This is a genomic window from Pseudidiomarina homiensis (genome assembly GCF_003987225.1).
Classification (GTDB): domain Bacteria; phylum Pseudomonadota; class Gammaproteobacteria; order Enterobacterales; family Alteromonadaceae; genus Pseudidiomarina; species Pseudidiomarina homiensis.
The window spans coordinates 429,125-444,755 of record NZ_PIPX01000001.1 but is presented as its reverse complement, the minus strand read 5'-3'; the positions used below and the strand labels follow the sequence as shown (position 1 = coordinate 444,755).

Sequence of the window (15,631 nt, the reverse complement as noted above, 5' to 3'; positions counted from 1 at the left end):
ACATGACCAGCACCACGTTTGATTTCGTTATTGTTGGCGGTGGCAGCGCGGGTTGCGTCCTCGCTGAGCGCTTATCACGCTGTGGTGCTTATCAGGTTGCCCTATTGGAAGCCGGAGGCAGTGGCAAGTCGCCTTTTGTCACCATGCCAGGTGGTGTTGCTGCCATGATGCATAACAAGCGCTTAAACTGGATGCTCCGTAGTGAGGACCAGCATCTGCGTGCCGGCAAGGGGCTTTATACCCCACGTGGCAAAGGTCTTGGCGGCAGTAGTGCTATTAATGCCATGATTTATACCCGTGGAGCACCTAGCGACTATGAGCACTGGGCCAGTGTGAGTAGCGCAGATTGGGCTTGGCCTCAAATTCTTGAACGCTTTAAGGGGCTCGAACGGAATGAACGCGGCGCTGATGCTTTTCATGGTGACCAAGGACCGTTACATGTGAGTGATGTTGAGCCCTTTTATGAGGTGTCAAAGCGCTTTATTGAAGCAGCTGTGCAAGCTGGTATTCCCCACAACCGTGATTTCAATGGCGCAGACTTATATGGTGTTGGCGCGTTTCAATTTACCATTTACAAAGGTGAACGATTTGGTACGCGGCGCGCGTTTTTAGAGCCTGCTCTCGAACGGCCGAATTTAACCGTATTTACCAATGCTCAAGTCGAACGCGTCACATTCAAAGGACAACGTGCCGATGGCGTACTCATACGCAAAGGCAGTCAGCACGAACACTTAAAGGCAGAACGTGAAGTTATCTTAAGTGCGGGCGCCTTCCATTCTCCGCAGCTCCTTATGTTATCCGGCATCGGCTGTCCCGAAGAATTAAGACGTCATGGTCTTGTTGCAGTCGTTGAGCGGCCAGCCGTTGGTGCGAACTTGCAAGAACATGTCGATGTACTAGTGCATTACCGCAATGCCCAAAAAGACAGTTTGAGCTTGGGCCCGATCGGCTTAAGTAAGCTTGCGGGACAAACCTTAAAATATCTGCGCACGCGCGATGGCGCTCTCGCCCACCCACCTGCCGAAGTCGGTGGTTTTATCCGTAGTCATGACAACGTCGACACGCCTGATTTGCAACTGCATCTTGTGCCGACCCGCTTCGATGATAGCGGCTACGATCTGACCGCAGCATTTCGTCACGGTTTTGCCTGCCATGTCTGTGTGTTAAGACCCGAAGCGCGTGGCCGGCTCTATTTGCACAGCAAAGATGTGCGTACGGCCCCAGGCTTTACCTATGACTTCTTACAAAATCGAGAAGACCGTAGTGCACTGCTCTCGGGCGTACGGCAAATCCGCGAGATCATGGACCAGCCAGCAATGGCTGCGCACAACGGTGGTGAGGTACTCCCCGGAAAAACCACTAGCGAAGAGGAATTGCTTGAGCGGATCTATCGGCACTGCGGCTTGATCTACCACCCGACTTCGACCTGTCGTATGGGCAATGATAAAGATGCAGTTGTCGATGCGAAATTGCGTGTACGTGGCGTGGAAGGTTTACGTGTTATTGATGCGTCAATTATGCCACGCGTAATTAGTGGTAATACCAACGCACCAACAATGGTTATCGCAGATGTCGGTGCCGACTTTATCTTAGCTGACGCAGCTAAGGTCGGCACCTAGTCATTAAGTCGTGTATACGTTCTTGTATACGTTAATGAATACGCTTCCCAAAGCGCGCGAATAGACGCGCTAGGGCTGGGATTAGGATCAACGCTCCCAACATATTCCACAGGAACATGAAGGTCAGCAAAATCCCCATGTCGGCTTGGAATTTAATCGGCGAGAAAATCCATGTCGCCACACCAATTGCCAGCGTAAGACCGGTAAAGCCAACAGCTTTACCGGTGCTATCGAGAGCGTACTTATAGCATTCGTTCAGGTGCATACCGCGCTCGAGGCCTTCTTTGATCTTCGCGTAAATATAGATGCCATAATCCACACCGATACCGACGCCCAGTGCAATCACTGGTAAGGTCGCGACTTTCACACCAATACCAAGCGTCGCCATTAAGCCCTGACTCATGATCGTAGTTAAGGCAAGTGGCAACACAATACATGCCACCGTACGCAAACTACGGAAGGTGATGAACACTAACACAATGACCACGCCATAAACCCACAACAGCATTTTGTACTGCGCAGTCTCGATAACCGAGTTTGTGGCAGCTTCAATCCCTGAATTACCAGCTGCCATCAGCAGCTCAAGGCCTTCTTGCTGGTACTCAGCATTAAAGGTATCTACTGCATTAACAACTGTTTTGAGCGTTTCGGCTTTGTGATCATTCAAATAAATAATGATCGGCGCCATTGAACAATCAGGGTTGATCAAACCTGGCGGTGTACGGCCCGTATTCGCATTCAGTACGTATTGATTGCGATTCAAGCTAAACCACTTCAAGTTACCCTCATTTAAGGCATAACCGCCCATCTTGGCGACATAAACCACAGACTTCACATCTTGCACGCCTGGCGTATTTTCCATATGCCAGCTAAAGCGGTCCATGACCTCTAAATTATCGTAAGCAATACACTGTGAGGGCTCGGTAGCCGCCATCACAACAAAGATGTCAGTACTCGAGCTGTAGTTGTCGACAATGAACTGATTATCCAGATTATAACGGCTATCCGGCCGCAGTTCTGGCGCCCCAGCATCAAGGTCACCGATTTTCATATTTTGCCCTTGAATCAGACCCCATGAGAGTCCAACCAACGCAACAACCAGTGCACTGTACGCCCATTTTGGTTCAGAAAACCGCTCAAAAAAGGTCAGAATCGGATGGCTTTCATTACGAACTTTTTCGCTGTAAGAGCGACCACGTTCTGAAATACCTCCGTACGACATGATGATTGGCAACAGCCCAAGGTTGGTCAGCACCACCACAGCCACACCAATACTTGCGGCAATGGCAAGTTCCTGAATAACGGCAATATCAATAACCATCAAGGTGGTGAAGCCAATCGCATCAGACACTAGTGCGGTTAAACCTGCGATGTAGAGCGCACGAAATGCAAGACGCGCGGCCTTGGTGCGATCATGTCCATCGACACGATTAGCGCTCATAGCATTAATGATCTGCACGCCATGACTTACACCAATAGCAAATACCAAGAATGGCACTAACATCGAGTATGGGTTAATACCGCTACCGATAAGTTTGATAATACCTAGCTGCCAAATGACTGCGATAATTGAACAGCCAAGTACCGTGAAAGAACTCCGCCAACAGCGACTGTAGGCAAATAGCATCACCAGCGTAATAACTAAAGCAAGCAGGAAGAACAAGCCGACTTGCATTGCGCCTTCGATCAAGTCACCAATAATTTTCGCGAAACCGGTAATATGAATTTTTACCTTGTCGGTTTGATATTTGTCGCGAATTTTTTCTTCGAGCTGCTCAGAAAATGATTGGTAATCGAGCGCTTCCCCGGTATCAGGGTTAACCTCATTCAACGGTACGTAGATCAGTGCCGATTTGAAGTTATTAGCGACCAAGTTGCCTACTTCGCCTGACCGTAAAACATTGGTACGCAACTGTTCTAGCGACTGTTCCGAGGCGTCCCAATTATCAGGAATGACTGGACCACCAACAAAACCTTCTTCCGTAACTTCACTCCAACGCACGTTTGGCGTCCAAATACTCTTTAACCCAGCTCGGTCAACTCCTGGGATAAAGAACACTTCGTCCGTGATCTCCTGTAACGTCTTTTGGAATTCCGGCGTAAAAATCGTGCCTTCGGTAGTCTCTACCGCAATCCGTACCACATTACCTAAACTGGCAAGGTCATCACGGTATTCAAAGTAGTTTTGAATAAACGGATGATTGGTCGGAATCATTTTCGTCAGGCTGGCTTCAGGACGCACTTGACTCGCGTGCCACCCCAGGAAAATAGTCAACAGTGCAAAGAGCACCAACCACATTGGACGAAAATTAAAAATCACGCGCTCGAGAAACACGCTTTTGTCTTTTAATTGTGTTTGTTGTTCAGACATTGCGAGATTACTCCTTCTCAGCTAGCGCACTGCTCGGCATGGTTAAAATGCCGCGCTGGCCGACCAAAGTAAGACTTCCATCGGCGTTAATAACTAAATCGGTCAATGCGGCCCCACTATCATGAGTACGCTCGACCAGTTCTCCTGACTCGCTTAAATATGCCACAACGCCGGCATTACCAACAAAGTACAGGCCACCATCCGGTGCATCGATGGCATTATTAATATTGACGGGGTCTTCCAAAGATAGCTGGGTAAAGCTGTCCCCTTGGTCTTCGCTCACGAAAATATTGCCACGCAAACCATAGATCCAAAGTCGTTCTTGTTGGTCAATATGAACCCCAAAGAAGGAACCATAATAAGGTGAGTCCAATGTCTCCCAGCTTTGACCACGATCGAGACTGCGATACAACAAACCTGATTCACCTACCATGTAAACCGCATCACCATGGGCTTGAATAGCATTTAAGTGAAAACCATCGAGGTTGTCGACCAAATGGTCAATGATCTGCCAAGTGGCGCCGCCGTCTGTACTGTGAAGGAACGCACCGTAAGCACCAGCGACAAAAATTTCTTGCTCAGATAACGCCAGAACGTCAAGAAACGGCTTCGTCGGCCCTTCTTCTAATGCAATTTGCGCAGAGTCATATTTAAACAAAGCATCATCTAAGGCGAACTCAAGATCATCGCGTTCCACTGGATCCATTTCCGTGGCACTATCAAGCCGCGCTTCGAGCTCGGCTACACGTTGTTCATAATGCTCAACTTGTAGGTCAATATATTCAAAGCCATCCAGTTGACGCTGCCAAGTAACGCCGCCATCGGTGGTTTGCAGAATCACACCATGGTGCCCGACTGCCCAACCCAAATTAGCATTGGCAAAATCGATACTGGTTAAGAACACACTGCTCGGCACTTCTGCTTGCTGCCATTCTTCACTCGCCGATGCGCGTGTGACAATGACACCGTAATCACCCACCGCAACCTGTCTATCGCTAGTTGCAGTAATCTCGGTTAACACAGCTCGTGTTGCTTCGTCAGCAGCCATTGCAGGTGCGTAAATGACGTCGTAGTCACCCGCTGTCGTATTCTGCTCAACAGCTTGTTGCGGCTCTGCTTGCGCGGCTAAAGCTACGTTTGCACTAGCACTGAAGCCAGCGCTGAAGCTTAATGCGATCGCAGCGGCACAGACCTTAGCTCTTGTCATGGAACCCTCTTGCTTTTTCTGTGTCTTAGAATTGTTATGTTTACTGTTGCAAATTTTTCGTAAGCCGTACATGCTATGGATAAATTAAGACAGGTCAAACCAGCTGATACCTTACCGTGAGATGCGTATAAACGCTAGTGTTAGCTGGGCATTTAATTTTTCTATTTTTTAATGTAGCTTTAGCTAGGTACATAGAACAAACAAGGAAAAAACCATGAATAAAATGATGCTGAAGGCTGGAGTATTTGCTCTATCGGTAATTTCAGCCAGCGTTATGGCCAAGGTCACGCCAGAAGAAGCGGCGCGCTTAGGCAATGATTTAACCCCAGTAGGTGCCGAAATGGCGGGTAACGCTGATGGCTCTATCCCTGCTTGGACTGGCGGCTACAGTGTTAAAGCTGACGGCGAGATCCCATCACGCCCAGCGGACCCTTATGCCGATGATGAGATTTTATTCACCATCACCAGCGCTAACCTTGACGAACATAAAGATATGCTTTCGGCAGGTCAGGTGGCGATGTTCGAAAAGTATCCTGATTACAAAATGAACATCTATCCTACCCATCGTAGTGCTGCGTATCCTCAAGAAGTTTATGACGTTATCAAAGAAAACGCGACCAACGCAGAAATGGTTGCCGGTGGTAACGGTCTGGAAAACTTCAAGATGCACGTGCCTTTCCCAATTCCTGAAAATGGTTTGGAAATTATCTGGAATCACATCACCCGTTATCGTGGTGGTGCAGTACAACGTTTAGTTAATCAATTCCCAGTGTTGGAAGATGGTAACTTTGTTCCAGTTCTATTGCGCGAATCGTTAGTTTTCCCTGAATACATGGAAAGCGGGCGTGAAGCGGCTGACGACAATATCTTGTTCTACTTCTTGCAAGAAGTATTAGCCCCTGCTCGTCAAACTGGTACCGTGCTATTGGTTCACGAAACCATTAACCAGGTAAAAGAAGGCCGTCGTGCATGGCTCTACAATGCCGGCCAACGTCGCGTGCGTCGTGCACCTAACGTATCTTACGACGGTCCGGGTACAGCATCAGATGGCCTTCGTACCTCTGACGGTCTCGACATGTTCAACGGTGCTCCTAACAAGTACAACTGGGAACTGGTTGGCAAGCGCGAAATGTACATTCCATATAACAACTACAAGTTGATGGATACTAGCCTTAGCTATGATGACATTATCAACGCTGGTCACATGGACCAAGATCTTGTTCGTTACGAGAAACACCGTGTTTGGGAAGTGAAAGCAACCCTGAAAGACGGCGAGCGTCACATTTATCAAACGCGTCATATGTTTATCGACGAAGATACTTGGACTGCGAGTGTTATCGATCATTACGACAACCGTGGTGAACTATGGCGTGTAGCGGAAGCTTATAGCACCCAATTCTACTATCACGATACCCCGTGGATGGCTGCGGAAGCGCTGTACGACTTGAACTCAGGTCGTTATGTTCTGCTAGGCTTGGCAAACGAAGAATCAGAGTACATGAACTTTGATATCGAGCCAGAGCGTAGTGACTTCAGTACTTCTGCGCTACGTCGCATGGGTATCCGCTAGAAAACGAAAGCGAAACTAAAAAAAGCCCCTTTTTTAAGGGGCTTTTTTTGTGGGTGAGCAGCGAAAAAGCTATTTATTTTTTTCGAGGCGGGCTAGGAGGCTTGAGGTGTCCCAGCGACTGCCGCCCATTTGTTGAACTTCAGCGTAGAACTGATCAACCAACGCGGTTAATGGCATGCTCAAGCCATTACGGTCAGCCTCCTCTAGCGCGATTTTCAAATCTTTACGCATCCAATCGACGGCAAAGCCGTGCTCGTAATGACCTTGCCACATCGTTTGATAGCGGTTTTGCATTTGCCACGAGCCGGCAGCTCCCTGACTGATGGCACGAATCAACGTGTCAGCATCAAGGCCAACTTTACGCGCTAACTGCAAGCCTTCAGAGAGGCCTTGTACAACGCCAGCAATACAAATCTGGTTCACCATCTTCGCTAATTGACCATGACCTGCTGGCCCCATGTATTCGCGGGTTTTGCAGTAGCATTTCAACGCCGCTTGCGCGTCATCAAAGGCATCACGATCACCGCCAATCATGGCCGTGAGTACGCCGTTTTCAGCGCCCTGTTGACCGCCCGATACGGGTGCGTCGAGAAAGAAAGCCACGCGATTATGCACTTCATCGGAAAGTTCTCGTGCGAGCTCGGCAGAAGCCGTTGTGTGGTCAATCACAATGGTGTTCTCAGCGATACTCGCCAGTAGGCCATCGTCACCATAAAACACACTACGGACGTCTTCGTCATTGCCCACACAAACCATCACTACATCAGCGCCGGCTGCAGCTTCGCGCGGGGTCTCTGCATAGTCACCGCCATAGTCTTTCACCCACTGTTTAGCTCTCGCTGTGGTGCGATTATAAACGGTGGCTGCAAACCCGTTGCGTTGCAAATGACCGGCCATAGGGTAGCCCATGACACCAAGTCCAATAAATGCACATTTCATTGCGTTCTCCCTTGGGTGTATACATTCAATGCGTTATGTATCACTTGCGCTGTGGCTGGCCCTTGCAGTTCAATGGCATCGCCGTCTAGCTCAATGATGTTCGTGTTATCAGCTAAGGTAAAAGTAGCAGTTTCATGACAACCTAACAGCCTACTTTGGTCGGGTCGTTTACATAGGATCCAAAATAGCGCACTCAATTGCCGCCAGCGTGACACTTTGGGTACCTGCAGCACACCTAACACCTGTGTATCTAATGCGGCCGCGGGATACACGATGATGCCACCGCCAATCGCCCGATTGACCGCAGCAACCTGAAATTCCCACGCACGGCCCTGTTCGTCTCTTATAAGACAGCGCCGACGTGGGCGCACAAACAAATACCGGACCAGCGCCCATAGATAGGAATAGCGCTTTAACCAACGTTTGCTCCACGTACTCTGCAGGTCACGTAACGCAACACTTATGCCGGCTCCAGCATGATTGATAAAAATATGCTGGTCAATACACCCCACAGAGCGTTGCCTTAGTACAGGTTCTTCCTGCAGACGCCACCGCCAATTGACAATACCAAGCGCTGTCGCGAAATCATTCCCCGTCCCCGCTGGCACTACACTCAACCGAACAGCTGTGTTGACGCAGGCATGCGCCGCAATGTTTACACTGCCATCGCCGCCAATCACTACCAGTTCGCCGATGTCATTGCTGGCAAGAGCGCTCACCCACTGCTTTAACTGACCTATATCCTGTTGGCGTTTCGCACTGCTCTCGAGAATCTCAACCGCGCTAGCAGCGAGCTGTTCGGTAAAAAACTCACGATAGACCGCCGCCTTTTGGCGGTTCAGCGCAACCAACGACTTCACATAGATGAGAACCTTAGTCGTCTGCATGGGTGATTTGCCAGTGTTGATAGCGGCCCAAGGCCGCAAAAGGTGGCTGTTGATTGTATTGCAACTCAAGCCTTAGCAACTGGTCAAAGTGCTGCTTACCCTGTTCAGGGTCACGTAAGTAATCATGGAAACAACGCACTCCAGTACGTTGTAGCACCGCCAGCTTGTGTTCTTTTAGCCAAAGATCCATCGCTGCGGGCGCTATAGGCTGCTGAGGACTCATACGCACGCGCTTTTTGACCTGTAAATCGGCTTCTACATAATCAAAATTGCCGAACACCATGTTCGCCATTAGCTTGGCGTCACGATTATAAAACATCAGCGATAGCTTGCCCTGGGGTTTCAGAAAGCGCTTTAATAGTGGCAACGCATCTGCAGGTTCTGCTAACCATTCGAGCACGGCATGGCATAATACGACGTCAAACTGTTGCCCTTGCAACAGCTCTGGAAGCTTTTGTAAGCTCGCACAATGATAGCTGTAATGGCTACTTAACCCTTCGTGTTGATGCCGCTCCTGAGCCGCTAAAACCATATCGTCCGCAATATCAGTATGGGTCACATGGTGTCCATGTCGTGCAAAGTTTTGCGAAAACTGTCCGATACCCGCGCCAATATCTAATACGCGCAGGGGCGTCGACTGCTGATATAAAGGCGCAAGGTCACGGGCTAACACGGCTAAACGAATCTGCCCTTTGGCCGTAGCATAGATATTTTTCGCAAACTTGTCGGTAAGCCCGGCGAAACTTTGATCCTTTGTGTGTTTATTCACAAGACTTCTCTGCAATTACGACGGCACAACGCTTAAGCTGGGCTATCTATGTCAATAAAACGATGAGCAAAGCCAAATTGCTCCGCCAAATGTTCACCCAACGCTCGGATACCATAACGCTCCGTCGCATGATGTCCGGCTGCGTAAAAAGCAATTCCCTGCTCGCGTGCGCTATGGATGGTTTGCTCTGAAACCTCTCCGGTAATAAAAGCGTCGCAACCAGCTTGTGCCGCGGCATCGATAAACCCTTGGCCACCACCAGTGCACCAAGCGATTCGACGTATAGCTTGGTCGTCATGCTCGGCGCAAAATAATGGGCGTCCTAGCCGTTGTTCCAGTTGCTCGGCAAGGCTTACGGCACTTTCGTCGTGCGACAGCTCGGCATACATGACCACCCCTTCCGGCTCAACAGTCGTTAACGGTGCAGGATCTGGCCAATCCATAAGTCGCGCCAACTGGGCGTTATTTCCCAAGCGTGGATGGACATCCAACGGTAAATGATAAGCAAATAAATTAATATCATTGCGTAACAAGAGTTGTAGACGCCGCTTCTTCATTCCCTGTATTTCTGCTGGCTCACCTTTCCAAAAATACCCATGATGCACCAAAATGGCATCCGCATCCTCAGCGACGGCGTGCTCGATTAATGCTTGGCAGGCCGTCACTCCAGTGATGATCTTGTGTATGTTATCGCGCCCCTCGACCTGTAAGCCATTCGGGCAATAGTCTTTGATGCGATCAATCGCCAAAAAATTGTTTAAGTAACTCTGTAATTCTGCTCGTTTCACGTCCTTGGCTCCTCTTTTGTTACGCATTTTCGCCGAAAATAAGACAAAATTAGACATAGTGCGCAAAAAACGGTATAAAAATGGAGAACTTTTACTCAATATGCAAAGGGTTTTTCCATGAGCAAACTTGATAAAGACCAAGTGGTCGCCGATTTTACCGCAGCCTACGAAAAGGCACACGGTAAAAAACCTACTATCGAGGCTAAAAGTGGCTGGTATAGTGTAGATGGTGGCAAAAATATGCGCTTGGCACAACTTGCTGAAGAAGCAGAAGCTTTGGCCGGCGGTAAGAGTGCGCCAGCACCTAAAGCTGACAAGCCTGCTGCTAAAAAAGCAACCAAAGCACCAGCGAAAAAAGCCACTAGCAAAAAACCTGCGGCCAAAAAGCCTGCTGAAAAGAAAGCTGGGGTTAAAACTAAGAGTTCAGGCAATGGTTTAACTGCTCGTGAACTCTGGCGCCAGAAACTTGAAGAAGGCTCAAGCCTCTCGCGCTTACCGCGTGGTTACTAGAAAGAGTTAAGCTAGGTAAAAAAAGCAGCTCTGAGAGCTGCTTTTTTATTACTTTTTACCTATATAAAGTGTGATTTCACCAACATTAAAACCATACTTGTACATTTGGGTACGGTTGATCATGTTGTCTTCGTCAACGAGATAAAGCCAATCATCAAGTTTTACCGCAAAAGGTTCACCGTCGAGTTCGATGTTAAGAACATAAGTCCAATTTAACGTGTTGCCTGCCACTTTACCTTCAGCGACGCCTTCAACATCACTTGCGCGGCCTTCGTAACGGTCTGGAGCAGTTTTCGTCAGGTGCCAAATACGCTTTTGCGTACTGCCGTCGGCATAGTAGAAGGTTTCATCAAGTACCCCTTCGTTGCCTTCCCAACTCCCAACAAGATCGACACGAAAGCGCTGTATAACTTCACCACTGTAATCCTGCACGATGCCATAAGCTTCAAGCTCACCATTGAAAAACGCTTCAAGTTTAAGGTGTGGCTCTACATTTTTATAGGTATCTAACGAGGTTGAACAGCCGACAACGGCTAGCGCAATTAGACTGATAAAGAAAAGGTGTAAACGTTTCATTGCGTCGCTCCAATCAATTCATTACGTTCCTCTTTGAAACGCGAATTAGGACTTAGCCAAATTGCCAAGAAATCCTCGGTGAACTGCGCCGACTCGACGGAGCCAAGGACCCCTTCTGCATTATAGAAGGTGCTGTGCCCCTGCTCGTTCTCGACCAGCATCAGGCAGTCGCCCTCGCTTACATCGGGCCACATCTTATTCAATTTATCGAGCCATTGTGTGTGCTCATTCGAGACAGTGACGTCGAGACGCTGCCACTCTTCTTTTGTAGTATCGACAAGGTCTTTCGCTTTGATATCACGTAAATAGCTCAGTCGTAATGCCCGCCGTTGATAGTCGTCATAATTGCCACTGTCGGTGAGCAATTGTGCGTCATAAACATCCCAAAACCACACGCTTAATCTTGTTTTGCCTACTGGCTTTAAATCTTTTGCTGATTCTGGCTCACACGCAAACGCCATGGTTGGTGCAATGACACAACATAGGGCCGCAGCGGTGACTAGACGCTTGATACGTTTTCTACTGTGCTGTTTTCGCATGTTGTACCTCATTTGACTTCATTAACCACGCAAACACGACCATGTACGCGCCCCAAAGCACTCCGTAGGCAAGCCACATAACCCATTCACTCACCAATAACTCAGCGGCCCCGAGACGGCTTCCTACAGCGTAGGTTACCGGGCCTGACGCAATGCCAATCAGCGCTGCTATAACATAGCGCCCCGCCAACCAATCTAGTGTAGTGGTGACCATGGCGGCGAAGCCACACCATAAAGCTAATAGCCATAGCGGTAGCCAGCCGCCAGTAAAGTCCAATATACCTAATGCCACTACACTGGCCTCGAGCAACAGACCAAGCACCAACAGTTTGGCATACAGCAACCAATTAAAGCCCGGCCGCGTACTGCTCAAATAAATCTGTACCGCCACTACCGGCAAAGCCAACCAAAGCCAGTCATTTCGCCCAGCTACAGTGCTAAACCAAACGAGATCAAACCATAATAACCCCGCAACACGGCGCAGATTGTCCTTGGCGAGCCAGCGCTTGAACATCAGCGGCATGCCGGTTTAGTGGCAACCAGCTGTACGGCCGACACACTGCGTTCTAGAAAACCGCCTTCGCAGTAACTTAAATAGAAATTCCAGAGTCGACCAAAGCGCTCATCATAGCCCCGCTCCTTCAATTGCGGATGAGCTTGATTAAATTTTTCACGCCAGTCATGCAACGTCCGCGCATAATCAAAGCCGATGTCGTCCACATAGCGCACCACCATATCCGTGTGCTTGGTAAACATCTCAGTAATCATCGTCAACGAAGGCAAAAAGCCACCTGGGAATACATGCTGCTGAATAAAGTCTACCGAGCGGGCATAGCTCTTCATGCGCTGATCAGCAATGGTAATCGCTTGCAAAGCGAACTTGCCATTAGGTTTGAGAAGGCGGCTGCAGGTCTTAAAATAAGTCGCCATAAACTGCCGACCCACCGCTTCAATCATCTCAACGGACACCAATTTATCGTACTGCCCCTCTAGGTCACGATAATCTTGCATAAGTACCGTTACCTTGTCCGACAGACCAGCGGCTTCAACCTGTGCTTTAGCATGACGGAATTGCTCACTCGAAATGGTCGTTGTAGTCACGCGGCAACCGTAATGCTGCGCGGCAAATAGCGCTAAGCCGCCCCAACCTGTACCAATCTCGAGTAAATGATCCTGTTCGTTTAGCTCGAGGCTGTCACAGAGGCGTTTAAGTTTATTTTGTTGCGCTGCGACAAGATCAGCGTCGGCATGCGGATACACCGCACTCGAATATTGCATTGCTGGGTCTAGAAACGCTTCGTACAAATCGTTACCCAAATCATAATGGGCGGAAATATTTTCTTTCGCTTGCTGCTTACTGTTACGGCGACGCCAGTGCTGAAACTTCTGCCACGGCATCAATAACCAACTAAAACGAGCTTCGAAGGCATCTAACGCCGGCAGGTTCCGAGCAAACAGCTGAATCACTTTGGTCAAATCAGGGGTTTCCCATGATTGATCGATAAAGGTTTCGCCCGAGGCGATGCTGCCACCAAATAATAGACGGCGATAAAAACTAGGTTTTAAAACATTTATTTCAGCTTTTAGGTCACTTTGTTCGCGACCAAAATGGCCAATAACTTCGCCCTGTTCACGCAAAGTTACATAACCGTCTTGCAGTTCTTTTAACAGTCGAAGCACTGCGCGGCGTGCCCACTTGTCAGCGGTACTTGCCTGCGGCATCGTCATCAGTGCAGATTCTGTATTCATGCTTTCCCCATTGGCTCCAAATACGCATTCAGTTTTTTATAATAGGCCTTACGAATGATCGTAAATAGGCGTTTTCTTTAACCATAACCGCAGGGCTTGCCAGTAAATAGCTAAGACCGTAGTTAAGGTGTTTATCGGATACCTATACAATACGTGACGAATAGCTTTACGGTTCAATTCTTGTCGTTGCAGTTTCATGGTTGCAGTAAAGTGCCGTTCCTCTTTAACCGCAGCAAGATGAATGGCACTTTTGTGGCCTTCCGTGTTTTGTGGGGCATTAATTTGCCATTGGTAACGCATAGCAAGGGGGTTAAATGGTGAAACATGAAAGGCCTTGTCGTGCTCTAGGGGCTGGCTTAAATCCAACAAATAATAGTGCCGTTCATTCCACGGCGTATTGCTGACCTCCGCTAGCATATGGGTATAGTTCTCAGAGTCGCCCTGCTCCAAGAAGTAACAATTAATTGGGCTGAAGTAGAGGCCAAAGGTGCGTAAGCTGCCCAGAAAGTAAACTCGACCTTGCAGCGCCTCACCGGCAAGTTCACTCATTTTGGTAAGCACAGCTGAGGTTAAATCGCCTTCGGTGCCGCGCAAATAATCTTTGCGACGAAACCACAAGGGCGCAAATCTGTGCGTTGATAACAGCCAACTTTTTTGTTGCAGCTGCGGTAATTCATCCAATGCAAGCCACCACTGTGCCGTCGGATAGTCAAAGGCGTGTTGCGTCGGTCGCAACCGACGGTGATAAACACGCCCTTTAAGAATTGCGCTACGCTGCGAATTAGTCTTGCTATCACTCACCGTTCAACTCACTGTGCAACTCATTATTCCAGGCAATACCGAGCCGCTGTGTTACGTCAAGCGCACTACGGACACCATCCTCATGAAAACCGTTGTACCAATAGGCTCCACAGAAGTGGGTATGCTGTTGCCCACAAATCTCAGCACGTCGCTGACGCGCTACCATCGACTCAACGCTGTACACCGGATGAGCATAATTAAAGCGGCGTAAGATCCGCTCCGGTTGAATCGCATCCGTATTATTCAAAGTTACGCAGAACGTTTCAGGCGCTTCAATACCTTGCAGTATATTCATATTATACGTCACAGAACTTGGCCGTGTGCGAGCATCCTCGCCATGATGCAATAAGTAGTTCCAGCTAGCCCAAGCACGCTTTTCGCGTGGCAATAAACGTATATCGGTATGCAATACCACTTCATTGTCTTGGTACGGTATCGCGCCTAATACAGATTTTTCAGCGGCCGTGGGTTGCGCCAATAAGGCAAGCGCTTCATCACTATGGCAAGCAAGAATGACCTCATCAAAATCTTCGAGATCACCATTGGCGAACTCCAAGGTCACTTGACCTTGACGATCGGGGTGTTGACGATGCACTGCTTTGATTTGCGCACCTACATGAAGGTGTGTCTTAAGGTGGCCAATGAGTGGCTCAATGTAGGCCGAGGAACCACCATGAATGGTTGCCCATTGAGGACGGTCCGCAACATTCAATAAGCCATGGTTCTGGAAAAAGCGCAGAAAGAAATCAAGAGGAAAGTCTGCAGCATCGTCAATACTTGCTGACCAAATGGCCGCGACCATCGGCAACAGATAGTAATCTGCTACTTCCTGCGGTAAATGTTGCGCTGCCAAAAACTGCCCAAGGGTCTGATGCTGATTTTCAGCGAGGTTTTGATGCGCCTCTTTTGCACGCTTATTAAACTTTAAAATGCCATTTAGGAGCTTATAAAATGACGGCTTAAAAAAGTTTTTCCGCTGTGCAAATAGGGTACTCAGCGAATGACCATTGTATTCCAAACCCGAAAGCGGGTCTCGCACACTAAAACTCATTTCGGTATCACGCCAAGTCACGCCTATTTTACGCATTAGCGCGCGAAAGTGCGGATAAGTTCGGTCGTTAAAAACAATAAAACCAGTATCTACCGCATAGTCCTGCCCTTGTACTTCTACTTGTACTGTGTGCGTGTGCCCACCTATATAGTCGTTGCGCTCATACAACTCAACCTGATGTTCATCACTCAACAGGTGCGCACATGTCATCCCTGCAATACCGCTACCAATTACTGCTATTTTCATTGCACGTCC

At 48.7% G+C, this 15,631-nt stretch carries 15 protein-coding genes; 3 read left to right on the top strand and 12 right to left on the bottom strand.

The annotated features are described in order from the left end of the window. Positions 1 to 2 precede the first annotated feature (2 nt). Complete coding sequence (locus CWI70_RS02095; RefSeq protein WP_126770121.1) at positions 3 to 1,619, top strand: GMC family oxidoreductase; 1,617 nt, start codon at positions 3 to 5, stop codon at positions 1,617 to 1,619. 31 nt (positions 1,620 to 1,650) lie between these two features. Here CWI70_RS02095 and CWI70_RS02090 read toward each other — a convergent pair whose 3' ends face one another. Beyond that, a complete protein-coding gene (locus CWI70_RS02090; protein ID WP_126770119.1) occupies positions 1,651 to 3,990 on the bottom strand; it encodes an efflux RND transporter permease subunit in 2,340 nt (779 codons plus the stop codon). Between the two features lie 7 nt (positions 3,991 to 3,997). Next, positions 3,998 to 5,197, bottom strand: coding sequence for a WD40/YVTN/BNR-like repeat-containing protein (locus CWI70_RS02085; protein WP_198677637.1), 1,200 nt, complete (start codon positions 5,195 to 5,197; stop codon positions 3,998 to 4,000). A gap of 214 nt (positions 5,198 to 5,411) precedes the next feature. Here CWI70_RS02085 and CWI70_RS02080 point away from each other — a divergent pair, with 214 nt between their 5' ends. Then, entirely contained in the window at positions 5,412 to 6,767 is a 1,356-nt protein-coding gene (locus CWI70_RS02080; RefSeq protein ID WP_126770115.1) for a DUF1329 domain-containing protein, read from the top strand. A gap of 69 nt (positions 6,768 to 6,836) precedes the next feature. Here the strand turns inward: CWI70_RS02080 and CWI70_RS02075 are convergent, their stop codons facing one another. From CWI70_RS02075 to CWI70_RS02060, 4 genes are read right to left on the bottom strand one after another with little or no spacing between them, the layout of a single operon-like run. Next, positions 6,837 to 7,706 carry an NAD(P)-dependent oxidoreductase gene (locus CWI70_RS02075; protein ID WP_126770113.1) on the bottom strand — a complete coding sequence of 290 codons (870 nt, stop codon included), beginning with the start codon at positions 7,704 to 7,706 and terminating at the stop codon, positions 6,837 to 6,839. Further along, positions 7,703 to 8,593, bottom strand: coding sequence for a diacylglycerol/lipid kinase family protein (locus CWI70_RS02070; RefSeq protein ID WP_126770111.1), 891 nt, complete (start codon positions 8,591 to 8,593; stop codon positions 7,703 to 7,705). The genes CWI70_RS02075 and CWI70_RS02070 overlap by 4 nt, the downstream gene beginning before the upstream one ends. Beyond that, positions 8,580 to 9,362, bottom strand: a complete 783-nt coding sequence (locus tag CWI70_RS02065) for a methyltransferase domain-containing protein (RefSeq protein ID WP_126770109.1) — start codon at positions 9,360 to 9,362, stop codon at positions 8,580 to 8,582. Before CWI70_RS02065 ends, CWI70_RS02070 begins: the two co-directional genes overlap by 14 nt. A gap of 32 nt (positions 9,363 to 9,394) precedes the next feature. After that, a complete protein-coding gene (locus CWI70_RS02060) occupies positions 9,395 to 10,177 on the bottom strand; it encodes a Nif3-like dinuclear metal center hexameric protein (protein WP_126770107.1) in 783 nt (260 codons plus the stop codon). Between the two features lie 90 nt (positions 10,178 to 10,267). Here CWI70_RS02060 and CWI70_RS02055 point away from each other — a divergent pair, with 90 nt between their 5' ends. Beyond that, a complete protein-coding gene (locus CWI70_RS02055) occupies positions 10,268 to 10,660 on the top strand; it encodes a hypothetical protein (RefSeq protein ID WP_126770106.1) in 393 nt (130 codons plus the stop codon). A 48-nt stretch (positions 10,661 to 10,708) separates the two neighbouring features. Here the strand turns inward: CWI70_RS02055 and CWI70_RS02050 are convergent, their stop codons facing one another. Genes CWI70_RS02050 through CWI70_RS02025 form a run of 6 tightly spaced genes read right to left on the bottom strand, consistent with a single transcriptional unit; the run spans position 10,709 to position 15,622 of the window. Continuing rightward, positions 10,709 to 11,236, bottom strand: coding sequence for a DUF3833 domain-containing protein (locus tag CWI70_RS02050; RefSeq protein WP_126770105.1), 528 nt, complete (start codon positions 11,234 to 11,236; stop codon positions 10,709 to 10,711). Beyond that, positions 11,233 to 11,775, bottom strand: a complete 543-nt coding sequence (locus CWI70_RS02045; protein ID WP_241967803.1) for a chalcone isomerase family protein — start codon at positions 11,773 to 11,775, stop codon at positions 11,233 to 11,235. The genes CWI70_RS02050 and CWI70_RS02045 overlap by 4 nt, the downstream gene beginning before the upstream one ends. Then, complete coding sequence (locus CWI70_RS02040) at positions 11,756 to 12,298, bottom strand: DUF2878 domain-containing protein (protein WP_126770104.1); 543 nt, start codon at positions 12,296 to 12,298, stop codon at positions 11,756 to 11,758. Before CWI70_RS02040 ends, CWI70_RS02045 begins: the two co-directional genes overlap by 20 nt. Then, complete coding sequence (locus CWI70_RS02035; RefSeq protein WP_126770103.1) at positions 12,289 to 13,524, bottom strand: SAM-dependent methyltransferase; 1,236 nt, start codon at positions 13,522 to 13,524, stop codon at positions 12,289 to 12,291. Before CWI70_RS02035 ends, CWI70_RS02040 begins: the two co-directional genes overlap by 10 nt. 48 nt (positions 13,525 to 13,572) lie before the next feature. Further along, on the bottom strand, positions 13,573 to 14,325 hold the full coding sequence (locus CWI70_RS02030) for a DUF1365 domain-containing protein (protein WP_126770102.1): 753 nt from the start codon (positions 14,323 to 14,325) through the stop codon (positions 13,573 to 13,575). Continuing rightward, positions 14,318 to 15,622, bottom strand: coding sequence for an NAD(P)/FAD-dependent oxidoreductase (locus tag CWI70_RS02025; RefSeq protein WP_126770100.1), 1,305 nt, complete (start codon positions 15,620 to 15,622; stop codon positions 14,318 to 14,320). The genes CWI70_RS02030 and CWI70_RS02025 overlap by 8 nt, the downstream gene beginning before the upstream one ends. Between the last annotated feature and the right edge of the window lie 9 nt (positions 15,623 to 15,631).